Raw genomic sequence first — 20126 nt, forward strand, 5'->3', positions numbered from 1 at the left:
GTATGACTAGGACATCCGACAGTTTCCTACATGTACCTGCTTGCACGATCCTTGTTTTCTCCCGTACACTACAAGCAATAAGGAGGGAGAAACGTGACAAAAACAGAAATTGGCATATTGCTTGTCCGTGTCACCGTAGGAATCATTTTTCTATTCCACGGACTGGATAAGTTTAATGGCGGAATTGAAGGGACGGGCGCGTTTTTTGATTCAATCGGCATTCCAGCAGCAATGGCCAGCGTCGTTGCCTTTGTCGAGATCATTGGCGGGCTCGCCCTTATTCTCGGATTAGGAACCCGTATCATTGGCGCTGTGTTTGCGGCCATTATGGTTGTAGCCATCATAACCGCCAAATGGGAAGCAGGCTTGCTTGGCGGCTACGAGCTTGATCTTATTTTGCTAGTAACTTCGCTTTTGCTTGTGTTAAACGGCAGCAAACTGCTTGCCATCGATCAGCTTTTTGGAAAGAAAAAGCGCCGCCGCTTTTAACGTATTTCCAAAAGAAGTCTCCCCCTTCAAGCGTGTGAAGGGCGTAGCTGGGCGGTAAGGGGGAGATGAATATCGGTTGGCGATAGCCAAAAATTGGAATAAACAACGGATTCGAGTAGCTAAACTTCAAGAGAAAGTCGCCAATCAACGTAGAAACTTTCTTCACCATCAATCAAAAGAATTGGCGACGAATTATGATGCCGTTATCATTGAAGATTTGAATATGAAAGGAATGGCACAAGCCTTGAAGTTTGCCAAAAGTGTCGCTGATAACGGTTGGGGAATGTTCACTTCTTTCTTGAAATACAAGCTAAACGAACAAGGAAAACGACTGATCAAAATTGATAAATGGTTTCCATCTACAAAAACTTGTTCAAGTTGTGGTTCAGTAAGAGAGATAACATTATCGGAACGCACCTATCGATGTACTTGTGGGCTAACTCTTGATAGAGACTACAACTCTGCACTGAACATCAAAAAAGAAGGGATTCGCTTATTAGCCACTGCCTCATGAATCAATAAACTCTTGGAACAAGAGGGTTAGCTTGGTCCATTTCGCCGGCTACTAAAAGTGGCGATTACCCAAGAAGCCCCCACTTCAAGCAGCCTGCAAGGGTGATAAGTGGTGGGTAGTTCACCGTCTGCCGTCTAGAGAAATTGACGAATGGCCGCTCCATTGGTACGATAATAGGAAGATGGTAGAAAGATGCAGGTGGAACGTATGGGAGAAACGACAGAAGGCAAAGTTGTTGCACAAAATAAAAAAGCACGCCATGATTATTTTATTGAAGAAACATTTGAAGCGGGCATTGTCCTAACCGGAACAGAAATCAAGTCGATTCGGGCTGGGAAAATGAATTTAAAAGATTCGTTTGCCCGCATCAAAAATGGTGAAGCTTTTTTGTACAATGCCCACATTAGTGAATACGAACAAGGCAACCGCTATAACCATGAACCGACACGGCCGCGGAAACTGTTGCTCCATAAAAAACAAATCAATACATTAATTGGGCAAACGCAGCAAAAAGGCTATTCAATCGTGCCATTAAAAGTCTATATTAAAAACGGCTTTGCTAAAGTGCTTATCGGCCTTGCAAAAGGGAAGAAAAACTACGATAAGCGTGAGACATTACGGCGAAAAGACGCGAAGCGCGAAGTGGAGCGGGCGATAAAAGAGCGAATGCGCAGTTAATGGAAGTCGGAAACGGCAAATTGTTGACATTTCAACAGAATGTAGTATAATGAAATATCCAGGTATTGACCTGGACTTTTCAAAAACAAGGGGACGTTTTGGATTCGACAGGGATAGGTCGAGCTTGCGTTGCGAGCCGAGGGGTCGGCCTCGTAAAAACGCACAAGCCAATAACTGGCAAAGAAAACAACAACTTCGCTCTAGCTGCGTAAGCTAAGCGGTCTCTCCTCTCCATCACCCATGTGGAGTGGCTGAGACTCAACTTTAGTGGGATACGCCTTTCTCCCCCCGCCTGAGGGAGAAGGAAGAGACTAATCAGGCTAGCTGCACGGAAGCCTGTCTTTGGGCTGAAGTGCTAGCGAAATACGAATACAAAGACTACGCTCGTAGAAGCGTAAGTGTCGTTATCTCTGGACGTGGGTTCAATTCCCACCGTCTCCATAGAAGAAGCCGCGAAAGTGTTGATTTATCAACACTTTCGTGGCTTTTTTGTGATGTATCATGAAGTCACCCTTTTTTGATGAGTAAGTATAGCTGAGCAGAGTGGAACAGAATTCCCACCCTCTCAATCCATTACCGACCATAGTGATGAAAATGATCACTTATCACATTGTACATTAAATTTGTTCCCATCAGGATCATAGAAATCTAAAAATAAATTGCCGAGCCCATCATCCATAATGTTTTCCACTTTGACTGCGTTCCTTTTTAAGTGATTGGCTAACGCTTCTATATGTTTGCATTGAAAGGCAATCACTGGATGAGTTTGATTGTTGACTTTAAATGTTGCAGTAGTTTGATGAGTGGATTCAACTAAAAATAACATTTGACCAGAGGGGAAATTTAGTTGTGCTTGTCTTTCCTCTTCACTATGCCAAACAAATTCAAGGTGTAGGATTTCCTTATACCATTTGATCGCATTTTCTAAGTGTGACACAGGAACATGACAATATAATAGTTGTTCTAACATAACAGCCTCCTGAATTTCTGCGTTTATCATGTTAAATTCGCTAGATTTTTTATAAAATCCTGTTTGCACTTCGTCGCTTCATTATGTTTTACAACCTCCTGAACATCCCTTTCCGACTTTCAATCAACCTTGATCATCAAGTTTGGGCGGCATAGCCAAAATAAAAGATTCCTAAACAGCCATTATTTATGTATAATTATCAAATACAGAGATTAAATATACGGAATGGGTGTCTATTATGGAATCATACAAATCGGTACAATCAAACAAACAACGTCCTATACAGTCGCGCCATCTTGCGACGTTTCTTATCCCATCTTTGGCTGGAGCGGTCCTGTTTTTAGTCCCTGTGAAAATAGATGACAATTGGACTGTTTTTATTGGCTATTTGGCTGGTTTAATAGAAGACGGCCTTTCTGGCGTTTTGCCTGGCTTTTTATTGGCCTTGCTTGTGTTTTCCGGTGTTGCTTCGTTTTTGTGTTGGGCGTTTAAACCTAGATTTATCTTGGATAAGCCAGCCTTAAAAACATTGTTTTATACATCTTTTACTTGGACGGCAATTCGTGTCCTCGGCGCTGTGTTTGCGCTAATGGTCATGACAGGGACTGGAATGGAAATGGTGTACAGCCCAGCAACAGGTGGGACAGTGTTTACTGATTTATTGCCTGTTCTTGCCGTGTGGTCGGTTGTAATGGGTCTGCTCATGCCGCTTTTGCTTGACTACGGGTTAATGGAGTGGCTTGGCACCCTTGCCCAAAAAATTATGCGCCCACTGTTCAAATTGCCTGGGCGCGCTTCTGTTGATTCTCTTGCCTCGTGGATGGGCAACAATATGATGAGCATTTTGATCACGATCAATCAATATGAAAATCGCTATTATACGAAAAAAGAGTCTGCTGTAATCGTCACGAATTTTACGATCACATCTATAGGCTTCAGTTTAATTATCGCTAAAATGCTAGGATTGGAACATCGCTTTGTATCTTTTTACATGACGGTTCTTGTAGGCGTTTTGCTCGCTGCGTTTATTTGCCCGCGCATTCCGCCGCTAGCGACAATGAAAAATACATATCACCTCGGCCAACCAGGAGCGATTGAAGAAACGGCGGAAACAGGCTCTTTATGGAAAAGCGCATTTGCCCGTGGCGTTGATAAGGCCAAACAAGCGCCCCATATAAGCACAGTGTTAAAAAAAGGAGCGTTCAACGCATTGGATATTTGGCTTGGCATGTTGCCACTTGTAATGGCAATTGGCACGCTTGCCTTAATGGTCGCCGAATATACACCTGTATTTACGTATCTTTCCTATCCACTTGTGCCTGTATTGGAATGGATGCAGATTCCAGACGCAGAGGCAGCTGCGCCAGCCATGCTTGTCGGCTTTGCAGATATGTTTTTGCCAGCTATACTAGGAGCAGGGATTGAAAGCGAGTTGACGCGTTTTGTCATTGGCGCTGTTTCGCTCATTCAACTTGTTTACATGTCTGAAATTGGTGTAATGCTTATTCGTTCAAGCATCCCGATCAACTTCTGGCAACTGTTTGTCATCTTTATTCAACGTACAGTGATTGCTTTGCCTGTCGTTGTGTTGATTGCCCACTTTATGATTTATCGTTAAAGGAGTGCCCTTCATGTCACAAGAATGGAATGATTTAGCACAAACTATTCCGTACCGCCTTGCCCCAAGCATGGCGAAAGACCATCCGAACTTGCCTGTAGAAAAAGAAGAAGGCTGTTATTATTACGGTGTCGACGGAAAAACCTATTTAGATTTTACATCAGGCATTGCTGTAACCAATGTCGGACACCGCCATCCAAAAATTGTCGCGGCGATCCAAGAAGAAGCTGGACGTTTTACGCATGGGCCAATTGGCGTCATCCAGTATGAATCAATTTTACAGCTTGCCAATGAGCTGGCTGAAATCATGCCAGGTGATTTAGATTGCTTCTTTTTTGGCAATAGCGGAACAGAGGCTGTAGAAGGGGCGCTTAAACTGGCCCGCCATGTGACAAAACGCCCGTACGTCATTTCTTTTAATGGCTGTTTCCACGGACGGACGCTCGGGTCGCTTAGCGTGAGCACGTCTAAAGCGAAGTACCGCAAGCACCAGCCCGCACAAGGGATGGCTTATCAAATTCCATATTACACGCCTGGCGATACGGAAGAACAAGCCATTGCCAAGCTTGATGAGTCATTTGCCTCCTTATTTGCCCACCAAGTATCACCAGACGAAGTAGCAGCCGTCATTATTGAACCTGTTCTTGGGGAAGGGGGGTATATTGTCCCGCCTGCCTCTTGGTTAAAACGAATTCGCTCTATTTGCGACGCGTACGGAATGCTGCTCATTTTTGACGAAGTGCAAACAGGATTTGGCCGGACAGGCGAATGGTTTGCAGCACAAACTTTTGGTGTCGTACCTGACATTATGGCGATTGCAAAGGGCATTGCTTCTGGGTTGCCACTCAGTGCCACTGTGGCCAATCATAAGCTCATGCAAAAGTGGCCTCTAGGAAGCCATGCCACGACTTTTGGCGGCAATCCGATTGCGTGTGCGGCGGCACGGGCCACAATTGCAGTAATAAAAGAGGAACGATTGCTTGAAAATGCCAAACAAGTAGGCGCTTATGCAAAACAACGTTTGAACGCGATGCAACAAAAATGGCCACAAATTGGTGCTGTCCGCGGCATAGGCATGATGTTTGGCATTGAAATTATCGACCCAGAAACGGGCGAAAAAGACGGCGACACTGCTGCAAAGATTTTGGACCTTGCATTAGAAGAAGGCGTTCTCTTTTATTTTTGCGGCAATGCCGGAGAAGTGTTGCGGATGATCCCACCATTAACTGTTACGAAAGCTGAAATCGATGAAGGCCTAGAGAAATTGGATCGGGCATTCACGCGGCTAGGCTAGTAGGTGCAAGTACGACGGCCTTGGACGTTTTACAACAACGTGTAGCGTGTAAATGGCGTTCACCTCTACGACATTAAATGAAAGCAGCAGCTGCTGCTTTTTTTGTTTGTTATCTTGTTGGGAAAATCCATATTCCTATAGCGGTTAACATAATAATCGTGTTATTTTGTTAGCGGTTCCAATTCACTATGAGGAGGATTATTATGAGATTAATTCGCTTGTCATTTTTAACGGTTTTAGTATGTTTGCTTACATGGGGAGGTGCTTATTCTTCTGAAGTCCGTGCACAACAAACATCAAGTATCGATTTTGATAAACCAATTGTGCTTGTACATGGGATTGGAGGAGCCGGTTACAATTTCTATAGCATCGAAAGAAAGCTAAGGAGCATTGGCTACGATCGTTCTGACTTACATGCAATAGATTTCGCCGACCGCTCCGGAAACAATTACAGAAACTCCCGGCAATTGAGAGACTTTATTAATGAAGTGCTAACCAATTATGATGTCGATGAAGTAAATATTATAGCCCACAGCATGGGGGGAGCAAATACATTACGGTATCTCACCCAACTTGGAGGCGTTGAACATGTAGACAAAGTTATTACGCTAGGAGGAGCCAACCGCTTGGGAGCAAGTTCCGTGCCAGACGGAGTCGATTTTACATCGATTTATAGCAGTTCCGATTTGATTGTAGCCAACAGTTTGTCGCGCATTGACGGGGCAAATAACATCCACGTTCCAGGCGTAACGCATCTGCTTCTTTTGACAAATAATAGGGTTCAAGATCTGATTGTCGAGGCATTAGAGAAGGAATAGAAACGAAACTAGAACATAGGTTTAGTAAACTAGAAAAAGAACGGCACCTGACGTTGATTTCGCGTGTCCGTTCTTTTTGGGGTATAAGAAATGAAAAAAGGTACCTTCTGATAAAATGAAATTCACCATAAAACCGTTAGATCTTTTGCGAACGCAACAGCTATTCCAAGACAGATCCTGACGCTACCTTCATCATACGAATGAAAGACGACTATATGAAAAATGGCCGGTTCAAAGCAGGATAGGATACAATCTCCAGGTCGTCACGGACAGTACGTACTTGCCTTTGACTTTTTCCCAAACCTGATGAAGGCCAAGAGAAATTGGATCGGGCATTCACGCGGCTTTTAGTAGGATTGGAGAACCATCGTTACAGTCACGGGATTGTATAGTTTGCATAGTATGTCACAACAACGTTCACTTAACAACAAACGGAGTGAAATTTTGTGGAAAATGGACAGGTTTTAGACACGCAAGGAATTTTTATAGGGCGGTTATTCACACTTGGAGGATCGGCATTGTTTTTAATTGGATCGTTCATTGCGGCGTACTATGCTTATAAGGACTATGTAGAAGCAGTGGAAAAATCGAACAAGTAGGTAAGTTGTAACATCGATCATGAGATCAAAGTTAGTCATTTTAGCCTCGGAAATATTATTTTGTCAATATTCCGAGGCTTTTTATGTTGGGATGGGATAACGGAATTTGTCTAAATATGATTATAACTAAAAAAGGTAATCTTAAAAGGAAAGCATTGTCCCCGCGAGGAGGAATTCTAAAAGAATTATCTTACCAGCGAAAAGTAACACCAACAAACGTAGATGGAAAAGAAATCGTCTTCCAAGCAGCTGAGACGTGGTTAAAAGACCAACCTACGTTTGAGCAGCAGTATGACCAAGAGGACGCATTAGGGGTCATCCTATTACGTTATTTATATTGTTTTTATGTTTAAAGAAAAGCATTTCGTCCATTTTCACCTTCCTGTTTTCCGTAGAATATACTATTCAATCAGCAAGCAGGAGGGGTCGGCACATGGATCGACAAAAAGTGTGCTTTATTAGCTGCGTCAATGATGAAGATCAGTATGCCCGGGCTGCGAGCCATATTGATATGCTTTATCCGCCAAAAGGGGTAACGGTAGAAAAAGTGGCGATCCGTCATGCAAAAAGCATGGCAAGTGGCTACAATGAAGCAATGGAAAAAAGCGATGCGCGTTACAAAGTGTATATGCGCCAAAATACGATGATCATAAACCGCATGTTCTTGCATGATTTGTTGTTTTTATTTGAACAACATCCTGACTTAGGCATGTTCGGCGTCATTGGCGCAAAGGACTTGCCTGCTTCAGGTATTTGGTGGGACAGTCCTACGAAAGCCGGTAAAATGTTAGAACATCGTCATACGTATAGTTATTTATCGTTTTTAGAAGCAGAGTATGCATACCAACAAGTCGAAGCGATTGATGGTGCCTTGATGGCTACCCAATACGATTTGCCTTGGCCAGAAGTGGTTGATGGCTGGCATGTATATGACACCGTCCAATCTCTAAAATTCCAGCAAGCTGGATTCAAAGTCGGTGTTCCCCATCAACCGCACCCGTGGGTTTTACACGAGTCCGCCCTTCAGTTTGACGAGTCCGCCTCGACGCGCTATGCCTCCTTGTTGCAAAAATGGCGCCACTCCCGTGACGACGACTAAAGGCGTGTTGTAAACCTAAGATTTGCCGCGTTTCAGCCAAATCGTTGTATAATCGACCCAGCCATAAGCATTTAAAGCCACGTTTTTAACGTATTCTGGATACAACGCAAATTGCTTTAACCGGTAGAGGGGGAGGAGATAATGTGCTTGGCAAAGCGATGTTTCGATTGATTGTAAGCTAGCCAGCAATGTTTTTGTTTTTAATTCCTGATGCCATAAACGCTCGGCTTTTTCCAAATCGTCTGTACCCAAGTGGGAATAAAGAAACCGGTGGCGATCAAAAAACGCTGAAAAATAGCTATACACTTTGTCATCGTAGCCAAGCTGCTCGCCGAGCAAAAGGTCTGCTTTTTGTTCTAGTTCTAATTGTTGAAGCTCGTGATAAGGAAGGAGGTGGAGCCGCACTGAAATGCCTTCTGCTTCGAGCGTTTGTTTTATCCAACCAGCGTCCCTCTCATTGCCCGCTCCAGTGTAGCTATATAGCTGCAGCTCTTCTCCATGGTAGTTGCTTTTTAACAAGCATGACTGCCCTTTTTGCCTGTTACGAGTCGTTAGGACGCTGTGCCCTTGGGCGAAAAGCCGATCAGCTGGAATACTGCGGGTGCCGCCAATGTCTTGAATCATTGAATGTGGATCTAAAAAATGAAACAGCGCTTCGCGCAAGCGAGTGTCATTGGCACAAAGGCCGTGCTTTTTGTTTAACGAAAGGAGTTTGCAGCCTATGTCCATTGATTCCTGCTGCTGGAAATCATGATCTCCCTTTTCGACGTAAGGGTAATGATAAAAATTTAATTGGTTTGCGGCTAAGAATGCTGTTTCTGGTTCGTTGTCATAAAGGGCTGGAAAGATATACATGGTCACTGCATCAAGGTGCGGCCTCGTACTAAAGTAGCGCGGAAATGCTTGAAGGCGAAGGCGCTTACTTGAATGGTCCGACAAGGAAAAAGGCCCCGTACCGATTGGAAAAGATGTCGTTTCGTCTTTATAGACAATGGCCCCGCCTAATGAAGCAGCAAACGCCAGAAAATGGGGAGTAGGCTTAGAAAAACAAAACTCCACTGTGTAAGGATCAAGTGCAGATAGGCGATGCAAATGTTGGATTCCCCAATAATAGGGCGATTTATCCGTATGGCGTAAAAAACTGGCGCCAACTTCCTCGGCGGTACATGGCTGCCCATTATGAAAGAAAATGTTTTTCCGCAAATAAAAAGTCCACTTTGTGTTTGTAGTGTCCGTTTCCCAATAGTGAGCCAAATCAGGAATATAACAGTCGTTTTTAGGATCGTACTTTACGAGTTGGTTGAATAAATGGCTCATCAAATGATTTTCTGTCCGGCGGTGGATCGTAGCTGGGTCTAATGCGCTAACACCACGGTAAGTAGGGAAACGAAGATGATCCTCTTGCTCTATCCGCTCCTGGTCAATTGAATTCAAAATCGACTCAATAAAAGCGCGGCTGTTTGCGTGTGAGCGTGAATAGGTTTGAACAAGTTGAATCGCCGCATCAAGTGATTGCTCAAAAGCGCGTTTTTTTGCTTCAGCAATCACGACAGCGTCGTAGTCTGCCAACAAGCGAATATAGGAAACATGGCCTCGGCCTTTTCCAGGCCGCCATTCAATCCAGCCACGCTTTTGCATTTTATGGACAAGCAATTTTGCGTTCCGCTCTGTACATAAAAGCTCGTTTGCTAAAGTACGGACAGAAAGGGGCTGTAGCGCTTGTGAGTAGTTTAATTGTTTGGCCAACATAAGGTAGTGCTCAAACAGTTCCATTGTTCCGAGCCTCCTGTCTTTATAAAAAGGGGAAAAATAACTATATACAGTTTACACTTTTTTTCCCGTTTTGGGACCGCCATAATGGAATGAAAGAAAAGGGGCGGTTTTATTGCAAGCAAAACAGGAGGAGAAAAAAAGGGAACGCCTCCAAGTATCCCCGCAAAAGAAAGTGGTGGCGATAGCGCTATTAACAGCAGCGGCTGTGCTTGGCGATGCAATGTTGTTTATTGTGTTGCCCCTTTACTGGCAGGAGTTTGGCCTTACAGCTCTTTGGCAAATTGGCATATTGTTATCTGTCAATCGCTTCATCCGTTTGCCAATTAGTCCCCTTGTCGGCTGGTTTTATAGCAAGTTTGAATTGCGGACTGGCGTGCAATTGGCCCTCATTTTGGCAACGGCCACGACTTTTTCGTACGGCTTTTTCCAAAGCTTTGCTACCCTTGTCGTGGCACGGGCCGTTTGGGGTGTCGCTTGGGCTTTGCTGCGTATCGGCGGCATGCTTGCTGTAGTGGAATTTTCCACCAAAGACAATCGTGGCAAACTGATGGGCACTTATAATGGTTTATGGGGAATTGGCGGATTGGTCGGTATGTTGGCCGGAGGCATTTTCGTCGAACAGCTATCTGTATTTCCAGTCACGACTGCTTTCGCGACGATTGGCACGATTGCCTTCGTCATCGCCCCATTTGTCATCCCGAAACGCCAACAACAAGATGATAACAAACGGCGTATTCATGCTAGGAGAGCAGAAAAAACCCTTTCGCCATTTACGATGCTTGTGTTCGCAACAGGCCTAACGATGGGGTTTGTTGTGTTCGGACTGTTTTCGGTTACGCTCAGCCCGCTTGTTGAGCGCGCAATGGGTGGCCAACCGCTGGAAGCATTTGGTGTCATCATCGGCGCAGCTTCGATTGCAGGAATCCTTCAAGCCTTGCGCTGGGCCTGGGATCCATTCGTTGCCCCTTTTTATGGGAAAATGCTAGACCGCAGGCCGCTTTCGTATTCGTGGATTTACTTGCCTATGCTCGGGATTTGTTGTTTATTTTCGCTATTTGCGCTGCTTAATTCATTTTGGCTTTTGTTATGTGCCGTACTTGTATTTCAACTTCTGTCCACCTTTTTTGTAACCACTGCCGATACACTTGCAGCCCGGGCGGCGGCGCAAGGGAATAAAGTCAAAGTAATGACGATCCAGGCAGTCGTTGTCGATTTAGGAGCAGCGACTGGGCCCCTTGTATCGTTTTTCATTGTCGACACCTATGAATTGGCGCCTTTGTATTGGTTAGCTGCCGCGTTTTTAAGTACGCTGTCTGTTTTATGGTTTGCTTATAGCCTAAACATGCGACGCAAGCCAACTTGACGAAAAAGATCTGTCGTAAGCAGTTGCCGAAGCCTATCTTCAGCAACTGCCTTCCTTAGTCAAAAAAAGAAAAACGATCCAAAAAAACGAAAATTTCTTATTGCAAACGCTATCATAATTGACTATAGTAAAAGAAAGCCTTCTTTGAGAAGCCCTTTTTTTATCGTTAAAAATGAATGAGTGTTCATTCGGTTTGATCATTTGAGAGGAGGAATACGATGGTTCGTCCTATCCGCAAAGCAGCAGTCATTGGCGCCGGCGTAATGGGGGCAAGCATTGCCGCTCACTTAGCGAATGCTGGGATTTCCGTTTTACTGCTAGACTTAGCACCGCAAGATGATGGCAAAAGCGCCACAAACGTGGCAACGCTCACGAAAAAGCGGAGCCGCAACTACCTTGTGGAACAGGCGATTGCAAAATTGAAAAAGCAAAAGCCGGCCCCATTGGCTTCAAAACAAGCACTTCATTTGATTGAAGCCGGAAACTTAGAGGATGACTTTGACAAACTAAAAGAAGCTGACTGGATCATTGAGGCCATTATTGAGAACTTGGAAGCAAAAACACAGCTATTGGCTAAAATTGACGAAGTCCGCGCTACTGGGGCAATTGTAACATCCAATACTTCTGGCATATCGGTGGAAGCAATGTCGAAAGAAAGGAGCCAAGATTTTAAAGCCCATTTTCTCGGCACGCACTTTTTTAATCCACCGCGTTATTTAAAATTGCTTGAGGTAATCCCAACGAAAGAAACGAAAACCGAGGTTACAGAGTTTATCGGTAATTTTGCTGAAACGGCGCTTGGCAAAGGGGTCGTTGAAGCGAAGGATACGCCTAATTTTATCGCCAACCGCATTGGCACGTATGGATTGCTTGTCACGGTTCATGAAATGCTTAAAGCCAATGCATCGATTGGTGAAATTGATTCTGTGACAGGGCCACTCATCGGCAGGCCGAAGAGCGCAACATTCCGGACACTTGATGTAGTTGGACTGGATACGTTCTTACACGTGGCCAAAAATGTCTACGAGGAGACAGAGGGTACTGAAAAAGCAATGTTTGATCCCCCGGCTTTCATGAAAGAAATGGCGAAGCGTGGGTGGATTGGCGCCAAAAGCGGCCAAGGTTTCTACTTGAAAGAAAACGGGACAATTTACGAACTAAATCCCCACACGTTTGAGTATGAACCGCGCAAAAAAATGAAAGCGCCTTCGATTGAGCAAGCAAAGTTAATGAAATCGAAATCCGCTAAGTTACGTGCGGTTGTATGGGCAGATGATCCCGCAGGCAAGCTGCTCTGGTCAATTTTAAAACCGGTATTGCTATATACAGCCGAGAAAACAGCAGAAATAGCCCATGATTTGTTAGCGGTCGATGAAGCGATGCGCTGGGGCTTTGGCTGGGAAATGGGCCCATATGAGCTTTGGGATGCGCTCGGTGTAAAAGAAACGGTGGAAAAAATGAAACTTGAAGGCGAACATGTGCCAGCATGGGTGACGGCTATGCTTGAACAAGGCCATGCGTCGTTCTACAAAGATGGCGCTTTCTACCATGAAGGCGACTATCTTCCTGTTCGTACCCATAAAAAGCAGCTGCCTTTAAACGTGCTGAAAAAAGACAAGACGATTACAAAAAACACAGGGGCGTGTTTAATCGATATCGGCGACGATGTCGCCTTGTTGCAGTTTACTTCTCCTAACAATACGATCGGCCTTGATGTTATCCAAATGATCCACAAAGCAATTGACGAGGCAGAAGCAAATTATCGCGGCCTTGTAATCGGCAATCAAGGGAAAAATTTCTGTGTCGGCGCTAACTTAATGATGATGCTAATGGAAGCGCAAGACGACAACTTTTTTGAGCTTGATCTCGTTATCAGGCAGTTCCAAAAAGCAACGGCGCGTATCCGGTATGCAAATGTACCTGTTGTAACCGCTCCTTTTGGAATGACGCTTGGCGGCGGTGCCGAGATCAGCTTGCCAGCTGCAAGCATCCAAGCAGCCCACGAAACGTATATGGGCTTAGTGGAGACAGGCGTGGGCCTCATTCCAGGCGGAGGAGGCAATAAAGAACTGTACCTGCGCAATATAGCCCGTTATGGCAGCGACAATCTAGCTGATTTGCAAAAGGCGGCGCGAAAGACGTTTGAAACGATTGCCACCGCCAACGTATCCACATCAGCGGCAGGCGCGAGGGAAAAAGGCTTTTTGTCAGAACGGGACGGCATTACAATGAACGACTTTTTCGTTAATAACGATGCCAAGCAGCGTGTCCTGTCTTTAGCAGATGGTTACCGGCCGCCTGCAAAAACAAAGATCCCTGTGACAGGAAGAGCAGGTTATGCGACGTTGATGCTTGGCGCCAAAATGATGGAATGGGGCGGTTATGCATCAGAGCATGATTTAAAAATCGCCAAAAAGCTAGCGTTCGTCCTTTCTGGAGGACAGGTGTCAGAAGGCACGCTAGTTGATGAATCTTATTTGCTTGATTTGGAAAGGGAAGCGTTCTTAAGTTTGATCGCAGAACCGAAAACGCAGCAGCGGATGCAGCATATGCTTACGAAAGGAAAACCGTTGCGCAATTAATAGAGGAGGGCGGCATCTATGAAAGAAGCAGTCATTGTGGCAGGTGCGAGGACACCAGTCGGGAAAGCGAACCGCGGCTCTTTTAAACATGTGCGTTCCGACGACTTAGGCGCCATTGCCGTGAAGGAAACATTGCGCCGCGCCAAACAAGTCGAACCGGAAGAAATTGACGATTGCTTGATCGGCTGTGCCATGCCTGAAGCGGAGCAAGGGATGAACATGGCCCGAAATGTAAGCGTGCTTGCGGGCATCCCTCAATCGGTGCCGGCAGTGACGATTAACCGCTACTGCGCTTCCGGCTTGCAAACGATCGCTTATGGGGCCGAACGAATTATGCTAGGGCATGCGAAAGCGATCATTGCAGGTGGCGCCGAATCGATGAGCATGATTCCAATGGGAGGCCACGTCGTCAAACCGAACCCAACGTTGATCGACGAAGCGCCGGAATATTACATGTCAATGGGCTATACGGCGGAAGAGGTGGCGCGCCAGTACGGCATTAGCAGAGAAGACCAAGACGTGTTTGCGGTAGAAAGCCATAAACGAGCAGCGGCTGCACTTGCGAATCAGCGCTTTAGCGATGAAATCGTACCTGTTCCTGTCGTGGAACAGCACTTTGGGTCGAACGGAACGCTTCAATCAACGGAACGACTTGTTGAGATAGATGAAGGCGTGCGCGCAGATACAACGATCGCTGCACTTAGCAAACTTAAGCCAGCATTCCAGCATAAAGGGACGGTCACAGCTGGCAATTCATCACAAATGAGCGATGGCGCCGCGGCTGTCCTGCTCATGGACAAAGAAGAAGCGGAAGCTCGGGGATTAGAGCCACTTGTAACGTTTAAAAGCTTTGCTGTTGCAGGGGTAGCGCCTGAAGTGATGGGGGTTGGCCCAATTGAGGCAATTCCAAAGGCGGTGCGCCTGGCAGGATTACAGCTTGAAGAGATTGGTTTGTTTGAGTTAAACGAGGCTTTTGCTTCCCAAGCGCTTGCCGTCATACGTGAATTGGGGCTTGATTACGACAAAGTCAATGTCAATGGCGGAGCGATTGCTTTAGGGCATCCACTTGGCTGTACTGGCACAAAATTAACGTTGTCGCTCATCCATGAAATGAGGCGGCGCGATGAACGATTTGGGGTTGTGACGATGTGCATCGGTGGCGGCATGGGGGCTGCTGCTGTATTTGAACGACATTAAACAATTGGGGAGGCGAACCGAGGATGAGCAACACGACTGAAAAACGTTTTAAAGGCGGCGGCTTTTTGCTTGAAGACATGGAGCCTGCCCACATCTTTACATTGGAAGACCTAACCGAAGAACAACAAATGATTGCTCGTACGACGAAGGACTTTGTGGAAAAAGAAGTTTTGCCTTATGTCGATGAAATTGAACAACATCAATTCCAACATACGACGAGGTTGTTGAAAAAGGCTGGAGAATTGGGGCTGCTTGGCGCTGATGTACCAGAAGAATATGGCGGGCTTGGGCTTGATAAAATCAGCTCAACCCTCATTTCGGAGGAATTTTCAAAAGCCGGAGCGTTTGGGCTAAGCCACGGTGCCCATGTCGGCATCGGCACATTGCCAATTGTTTTTTTCGGCACGAATGAACAAAAGAGCAAATACTTGCCTGGCTTGGCCAGTGGCGAGACATTTGCCGCTTATGCCTTAACGGAGCCTGGCTCAGGTTCAGATGCGCTTAGCGCCAAGACGACAGCAGTTCTAAACGAAGCAGGTACACATTATGTTTTGAATGGTGAAAAGCAGTGGATAACCAACTCTGCTTTTGCGGATGTGTTCATTGTTTACGCTAAGGTAGACGGCGAAAAGTTTACTGCTTTTATCGTAGAACGAACGTTTGCTGGCGTCAGCACTGGGCCAGAAGAAAAGAAAATGGGCATTAAAGGATCATCTACGCGTACGCTAATATTGGAAGATGTTTCAGTGCCGGTGGACAATGTCCTTGGCGAGATCGGCCGTGGCCATGTCATTGCCTTTAATATTTTAAATATTGGCCGTTATAAACTTGGAGTCGGCTGTATTGGCGGTGCTAAGCGGGCGTTGGAACTGGCAGCGACATATGCGACAGAGCGAAAGCAATTTAAAACAACAATCGCGTCATTCGCTTTGATTCAAGAAAAACTCGCTTCCATGGCAACCGAAATTTACGCGTCAGAAAGCGCCATTTACCGAACAGGTGGACTGATTGAAAGCCGCTTTGCCAGCTTAAGCGAGGAAGAAAAAAACGACGGCCGTGCCGTTGCTAGTGCAATTGCGGAATACGCCATTGAATGTTCATTGAACAAATTCGCAGGTTCGGAAACGTTGGATTTTGTAGCAGACGAAGCCGTGCAAATCCATGGCGGTTATGGCTTTATGGCTGAATACGAAGTAGAGCGTATTTATCGTGATTCTCGGATTAACCGGATTTTTGAAGGCACGAATGAAATCAATCGTTTGCTTGTCCCGGGGACCCTTATGCGCAAAGCGTTAAAAGGCGATTTGCCGTTTTTGCAAAAAGCGCAAGCGTTGCAAGAAGAATTAATGCTGCTTATGCCTCAAGAAATCGATGATACACCGTTGGCACAAGAAACCCATTTGTTGGCAATGGCTAAGAAAGTATTTTTAATGGTCGCTGGAGCAGGTGCGCAAAAATACGGAGCGCAACTGGATCAAGAACAAGAAGTCCTTGCTGCGGTAGCGGATATTGTCAGCGATATCTATTCAATGGAGTCAGCGATTTTGCGGACGCAGAAAGCATTTGACGCGTCTTCACCAGAGAATGAGCAGCAAAAACTTCTATTAACAGAAGTGTTTACACAAGAGGCAATCAACCGGATCGAAGCAAATGCGAAAAAGGCGTTGTCTTATATGGAAGAGGGAGACACGCTGCGCACGATGCTTTCGATGTTGCGCAAGCTAACGCGCCATCAGCCTGTTAATGTGGTGGCGAAAAAACGGGAAATCGCCAAAGCGATCATTGCTGAAAAGCAGTACGTGATTTAAGGTAGCCATTTTGGGGCTTTTGGCCCCAAATAAAAATACAATGCTCCTCTCGCAAGGGGCATTCTCCTCTCACTGAAGAAGCCTAATTACGGGCTTCTTCTTTCATGTGAGCCAAAAAGTTGTGTATGCGATGGTTTTCGGTAATAATAGACACGAGTCCACTGGATAGAAAGGGTGCTGGAAATGGGTGTAACGGTTTATCAATATCCAAAATGTTCTACTTGCCGAAACGCATTAAAATGGCTTGATGAACATGGTATTTCTTATGAAGCCATCAATATTGTCGAGGCACCGCCGACAAGTACAACACTGAAGGAACTTCACCAAAAAAGCGGTTTGCCGTTAAAAGCGTTTTTCAACACAAGCGGAAAAAAATACCGGGAGCTCGATTTAAAGAACAAACTCGGCGAGATGAGCGATGAAGAGCAATATCAGCTACTAGCTAGTTCAGGTATGCTGATAAAACGCCCGATTGTAACAGACGGCACAAAAGTGACACTTGGCTTTAAAGAAGATCAATTTCATGACATTTGGTCAACTTTTTAGAGATGTAACAAGAAGATTTCCTTTCGCTTATGAGCGATTTCCTGTATGATAAACTTCGAAAAGACCACATTGGAGGGGTTAACATGAGTAATTTACCTGAAGAGCTAAAGTATTCCGAAGAACATGAGTGGGTAAAAACGGAAGATGGCAAAGTCCGTATCGGCATCACTGATTTTGCTCAATCTGAACTAGGCGATATTGTCTTCGTCGAACTTCCTGAAGTTGGCGACGAGATTGAAGCCGACGAGCCATTTGGCAGCGTTGAGTCTGTAAAGACTGTATCTGAATTGTATGCGCCAATTAGCGGAAAAGTCGTTGAAGTGAATGAAGAACTTGATGATTCTCCAGAGCTTGTCAATGAGTCACCATACGAAAAAGCGTGGATGATCGTCGTTGAGCCTGCTGACGCAAGTGAAGTGGACAAGCTAATGTCAGCAGGAGAATATGCGGAGATGATTAGCGAAGATTAATGCCTAGCTCTCCTCCTGGCTGATCTTCCCTCGGATACAAATTTTCCTGGCGTGCACTCTAAAGATAGGCGCTTGAGCTAGAGGAGATTTGGTAGGAAGATGCACGTATAGAAACGGTTGTCGCAAACGAACGGAGAAGGCTGGCCGCTTCAGGTGCCGTAGTGAAAAGCTACGGCACTCCTAAGGCGTTGGCTTTATAGCAAGATGGACGTTTTCTATATGAGTTGACCAGTTGGAGAGATGGAAATGATTGCTGGTCGAACGCGAAGGATCGAATAGCGAAGGCTTGCCTGGCAGGGGCGGGTCTTTTTTTCTGATACCGGTAGGGTTTTGCTTTATTTACGCAAGGCAGTTCCATTTGTAAAGAAAGAATTGACGCCGCCATAAAGCCATGCTATGATACGGCTACATTAGAGTGTGATAAAATAACCATATTCATTCTTATCGAGAGAGGTGGAGGGACTGGCCCAATGAAACCCGGCAACCGCAAGTTCGCTTGAAGGTGCTAAATCCTGCAAAGCATATGGGCTTTGGGAGATGAGAGGGAAGCAACAGCACCCTTTCTGTCTGTCCGGCAGAAAGGTTTTTTTATGGAGGGACATTGACAATGATTTCTCTAAAAGGAATCAGCAAAACGTTTAAAACGAAAAATGGCGCTGTCCAAGCTGTCGATAACGTCAACCTAGAAATTGAAGCTGGGCAAATTTTTGGGATCATTGGTTATAGCGGAGCTGGAAAGAGCACGCTTATTCGGTTGCTTAATTTGCTTGAGAAACCAACGGAAGGTTCCGTTGAAATAGATGGCAAGGCGATGTCGTCGCTTACGCCAAGTAAATTGCGGGCAGCTCGCCAAGAAATTGGCATGATTTTTCAGCATTTTAATTTACTTTGGTCGCGGACGGTTAGACAAAACATTTCGTTCCCGTTGGAAGTTGCAGGAGTTCCAGCTGCCGAGCGGAAAAAACGGGTCGAGGAATTGATTGAACTTGTTGGGCTTCATGGTCGAGGAGACAGCTATCCGTCTCAGCTGAGCGGCGGCCAAAAGCAACGGGTTGGGATTGCTAGGGCGCTTGCCAACAATCCGAAAGTGCTGTTATGCGATGAAGCAACTTCAGCGCTTGACCCGAAGACGACAGATTCCATTTTGGATTTGCTCCTTGACATTAATGAAAAACTGAACTTGACGATCGTGCTCATTACTCACGAAATGCATGTTATCCAAAAAATTTGCCATCAAGTAGCGGTGATGGAAAATGGCAAGATTGTCGAACAAGGGCCTGTCATTGATGTGTTCCGCAAGCCGAAAGAGCAGATGACGAAGGAGTTTGTTAAGCAGTTGGCGCAAACGGGGGAAGAAGAACAATCGCTTTGGCATCTTCTTGATGAAAATAGCGACGGCACGATTGTCTCTTTAACGTTTGTTGGCAATCCTGCTGAAGAACAACTTGTAACGGAATTAATCCGACGTTTTCCGATCGACATTAGCATTTTGCAAGGGAACATTTCAAAATTGCAACAAGGCTCCTATGGAAAGCTGTATTTACGGCTATTAGGGGCAACGAGCGAAATTGAAGCAGCGCTTGCATACATCCGCGGCAAAGAAATAGACGTGGAGGTGATTGAGCATGATCGCTAAATGGTTTCCGAATGTCGTGTGGGAAGATGTGTGGGCAGCTACACAAGAGACGGTTTACATGACGCTCGCCTCAGCGGTTGCCACCTTTTTTATCGGCTTGCTCCTCGGTTTATTTTTATATTTGACCGCCAAAGGCAATCCGTGGCAAAACCGCTTCTTTTATTGGCTTGTGGCCGCTTTTGTGAATGTCTTTCGTTCGATTCCCTTTATCATTTTAATCATATTGCTTATTCCATTTACACGGGCGCTCGTCGGTTCGATTTTTGGCCCAAGCGCTGCATTGCCTGCCTTGATTATAGGAGCCGCGCCATTTTATGCCCGCATGGTTGAAATTGCTTTGCGTGAAGTGGATAAAGGCGTCGTCGAAGCAGCACAGGCGATGGGCTCTACGAACCGGCACATTATCTTTAAAGTGCTTATTCCTGAATCAATGCCAGCGCTTGTCTCTGGCATTACCGTAACGACAGTTGCTTTAATCGGTTATACGGCAATGGCGGGAACGATTGGCGCAGGGGGCCTTGGCACACTTGCGTTCCAACAAGGGTTTCAGCGCACCAATCCAGATGTGATGGTTGTCGCGACTGTCGTGATTTTAGCGATTGTGTTTGTGTTCCAGTGGATTGGCGACTTTTTCACAAGTCGTTTAGATAAACGCTAATAAAAAGGAGAGGA

Annotated in this window: 17 protein-coding genes, 1 other RNA gene, 1 pseudogene and 1 riboswitch; of the genes and pseudogenes, 17 read left to right on the forward strand and 2 right to left on the reverse strand. The window is 45.6% G+C overall.

The window, feature by feature from the left end; translation table 11 throughout:
• Positions 1 to 93: 93 nt before the first annotated feature.
• The 4 genes and pseudogenes from BC8716_RS12870 (at position 94) to ssrA (ending at position 2125) form a co-directional block, all read left to right on the forward strand.
• Positions 94 to 489, forward strand: a complete 396-nt coding sequence (locus BC8716_RS12870; RefSeq protein WP_094426261.1) for a DoxX family protein — start codon at positions 94 to 96, stop codon at positions 487 to 489.
• Positions 490 to 574: 85 nt separating this feature from the next.
• Positions 575 to 1003: pseudogene (locus tag BC8716_RS12875) on the forward strand (RNA-guided endonuclease InsQ/TnpB family protein); the annotation flags it as partial.
• Positions 1004 to 1210: 207 nt separating this feature from the next.
• Positions 1211 to 1681 (forward strand): SsrA-binding protein SmpB, encoded by a 471-nt coding sequence (gene smpB, locus BC8716_RS12880; protein WP_094426264.1) that lies wholly within the window; start codon positions 1211 to 1213, stop codon positions 1679 to 1681.
• 89 nt (positions 1682 to 1770) lie between these two features.
• Positions 1771 to 2125, forward strand: a transfer-messenger RNA (tmRNA) gene (gene ssrA / locus BC8716_RS12885).
• 154 nt (positions 2126 to 2279) lie between these two features.
• Here the strand turns inward: ssrA and BC8716_RS12890 are convergent.
• Positions 2280 to 2651, reverse strand: a complete 372-nt coding sequence (locus BC8716_RS12890; RefSeq protein WP_094429253.1) for a VOC family protein — start codon at positions 2649 to 2651, stop codon at positions 2280 to 2282.
• A 238-nt stretch (positions 2652 to 2889) separates the two neighbouring features.
• On the opposite strand from BC8716_RS12890, the gene BC8716_RS12895 reads away from it, so the two are divergent.
• The 5 genes from BC8716_RS12895 (at position 2890) to BC8716_RS12915 (ending at position 8079) form a co-directional block, all read left to right on the forward strand.
• Positions 2890 to 4269: a YjiH family protein gene (locus BC8716_RS12895; RefSeq protein ID WP_094426266.1), complete on the forward strand. Its 1380-nt coding sequence runs from the start codon at positions 2890 to 2892 to the stop codon at positions 4267 to 4269.
• A gap of 13 nt (positions 4270 to 4282) precedes the next feature.
• Positions 4283 to 5563 carry an aspartate aminotransferase family protein gene (locus tag BC8716_RS12900; protein WP_094426269.1) on the forward strand — a complete coding sequence of 427 codons (1281 nt, stop codon included), beginning with the start codon at positions 4283 to 4285 and terminating at the stop codon, positions 5561 to 5563.
• 203 nt (positions 5564 to 5766) lie between these two features.
• Positions 5767 to 6381 (forward strand): esterase/lipase family protein, encoded by a 615-nt coding sequence (locus BC8716_RS12905; protein WP_094426271.1) that lies wholly within the window; start codon positions 5767 to 5769, stop codon positions 6379 to 6381.
• Positions 6382 to 6827: 446 nt separating this feature from the next.
• The gene (locus tag BC8716_RS22495) at positions 6828 to 6980 is read left to right on the forward strand and encodes a hypothetical protein (RefSeq protein WP_169715947.1); all 153 of its coding nucleotides are present in this window, start codon (positions 6828 to 6830) and stop codon (positions 6978 to 6980) included.
• Positions 6981 to 7413: 433 nt separating this feature from the next.
• Positions 7414 to 8079 (forward strand): glycosyltransferase family protein, encoded by a 666-nt coding sequence (locus BC8716_RS12915; protein WP_094426276.1) that lies wholly within the window; start codon positions 7414 to 7416, stop codon positions 8077 to 8079.
• A gap of 15 nt (positions 8080 to 8094) precedes the next feature.
• On the opposite strand, the gene BC8716_RS12920 is transcribed toward BC8716_RS12915, so the two are convergent.
• Entirely contained in the window at positions 8095 to 9852 is a 1758-nt protein-coding gene (locus tag BC8716_RS12920; RefSeq protein ID WP_094426278.1) for an SgrR family transcriptional regulator, read from the reverse strand.
• Between the two features lie 112 nt (positions 9853 to 9964).
• Between BC8716_RS12920 and BC8716_RS12925 the strand changes: the two genes are divergently transcribed.
• From BC8716_RS12925 to BC8716_RS12960, 8 genes are all read left to right on the forward strand, one after another.
• Positions 9965 to 11215, forward strand: a complete 1251-nt coding sequence (locus BC8716_RS12925) for an MFS transporter (protein ID WP_094426280.1) — start codon at positions 9965 to 9967, stop codon at positions 11213 to 11215.
• 218 nt (positions 11216 to 11433) lie between these two features.
• Complete coding sequence (locus tag BC8716_RS12930; RefSeq protein WP_094426282.1) at positions 11434 to 13797, forward strand: 3-hydroxyacyl-CoA dehydrogenase/enoyl-CoA hydratase family protein; 2364 nt, start codon at positions 11434 to 11436, stop codon at positions 13795 to 13797.
• A gap of 18 nt (positions 13798 to 13815) precedes the next feature.
• Positions 13816 to 14994 carry an acetyl-CoA C-acetyltransferase gene (locus BC8716_RS12935; protein ID WP_094426284.1) on the forward strand — a complete coding sequence of 393 codons (1179 nt, stop codon included), beginning with the start codon at positions 13816 to 13818 and terminating at the stop codon, positions 14992 to 14994.
• Positions 14995 to 15017: 23 nt separating this feature from the next.
• A complete protein-coding gene (locus tag BC8716_RS12940; protein WP_094426286.1) occupies positions 15018 to 16802 on the forward strand; it encodes an acyl-CoA dehydrogenase FadE in 1785 nt (594 codons plus the stop codon).
• Between the two features lie 183 nt (positions 16803 to 16985).
• The gene (locus BC8716_RS12945; RefSeq protein WP_094426288.1) at positions 16986 to 17348 is read left to right on the forward strand and encodes an arsenate reductase family protein; all 363 of its coding nucleotides are present in this window, start codon (positions 16986 to 16988) and stop codon (positions 17346 to 17348) included.
• An 83-nt stretch (positions 17349 to 17431) separates the two neighbouring features.
• On the forward strand, positions 17432 to 17818 hold the full coding sequence (gcvH, locus tag BC8716_RS12950) for a glycine cleavage system protein GcvH (RefSeq protein WP_011247828.1): 387 nt from the start codon (positions 17432 to 17434) through the stop codon (positions 17816 to 17818).
• A gap of 438 nt (positions 17819 to 18256) precedes the next feature.
• A riboswitch (SAM riboswitch) is annotated at positions 18257 to 18362 on the forward strand.
• Between the two features lie 63 nt (positions 18363 to 18425).
• Positions 18426 to 19454 carry a methionine ABC transporter ATP-binding protein gene (locus BC8716_RS12955; protein WP_094426291.1) on the forward strand — a complete coding sequence of 343 codons (1029 nt, stop codon included), beginning with the start codon at positions 18426 to 18428 and terminating at the stop codon, positions 19452 to 19454.
• Entirely contained in the window at positions 19444 to 20112 is a 669-nt protein-coding gene (locus BC8716_RS12960) for a methionine ABC transporter permease (RefSeq protein ID WP_094426293.1), read from the forward strand. Before BC8716_RS12955 ends, BC8716_RS12960 begins: the two co-directional genes overlap by 11 nt.
• Positions 20113 to 20126 lie beyond the last annotated feature (14 nt).

Origin of the sequence: Shouchella clausii (assembly GCF_002250115.1) — a bacterium.
In the GTDB taxonomy this organism is placed as follows: Bacteria; Bacillota; Bacilli; order Bacillales; family Bacillaceae_D; genus Shouchella; species Shouchella clausii.

Bases quoted from the DNA above. Each gene is read 5' to 3' on its own strand.
- smpB (WP_094426264.1), top strand. From the start codon at position 1,211: ATGGGAGAAACGACAGAAGGCAAAGTTGTTGCACAAAATAAAAAAGCA.
- BC8716_RS12890 (WP_094429253.1), bottom strand. From the start codon at position 2,651: ATGTTAGAACAACTATTATATTGTCATGTTCCTGTGTCACACTTAGAA.
- BC8716_RS12895 (WP_094426266.1), top strand. From the start codon at position 2,890: ATGGAATCATACAAATCGGTACAATCAAACAAACAACGTCCTATACAG.
- BC8716_RS12900 (WP_094426269.1), top strand. From the start codon at position 4,283: ATGTCACAAGAATGGAATGATTTAGCACAAACTATTCCGTACCGCCTT.
- BC8716_RS12905 (WP_094426271.1), top strand. From the start codon at position 5,767: ATGAGATTAATTCGCTTGTCATTTTTAACGGTTTTAGTATGTTTGCTT.
- BC8716_RS12915 (WP_094426276.1), top strand. From the start codon at position 7,414: ATGGATCGACAAAAAGTGTGCTTTATTAGCTGCGTCAATGATGAAGAT.
- BC8716_RS12920 (WP_094426278.1), bottom strand. From the start codon at position 9,852: ATGGAACTGTTTGAGCACTACCTTATGTTGGCCAAACAATTAAACTAC.
- BC8716_RS12930 (WP_094426282.1), top strand. From the start codon at position 11,434: ATGGTTCGTCCTATCCGCAAAGCAGCAGTCATTGGCGCCGGCGTAATG.
- BC8716_RS12935 (WP_094426284.1), top strand. From the start codon at position 13,816: ATGAAAGAAGCAGTCATTGTGGCAGGTGCGAGGACACCAGTCGGGAAA.
- BC8716_RS12940 (WP_094426286.1), top strand. From the start codon at position 15,018: ATGAGCAACACGACTGAAAAACGTTTTAAAGGCGGCGGCTTTTTGCTT.
- BC8716_RS12945 (WP_094426288.1), top strand. From the start codon at position 16,986: ATGGGTGTAACGGTTTATCAATATCCAAAATGTTCTACTTGCCGAAAC.
- gcvH (WP_011247828.1), top strand. From the start codon at position 17,432: ATGAGTAATTTACCTGAAGAGCTAAAGTATTCCGAAGAACATGAGTGG.
- BC8716_RS12955 (WP_094426291.1), top strand. From the start codon at position 18,426: ATGATTTCTCTAAAAGGAATCAGCAAAACGTTTAAAACGAAAAATGGC.
- BC8716_RS12960 (WP_094426293.1), top strand. From the start codon at position 19,444: ATGATCGCTAAATGGTTTCCGAATGTCGTGTGGGAAGATGTGTGGGCA.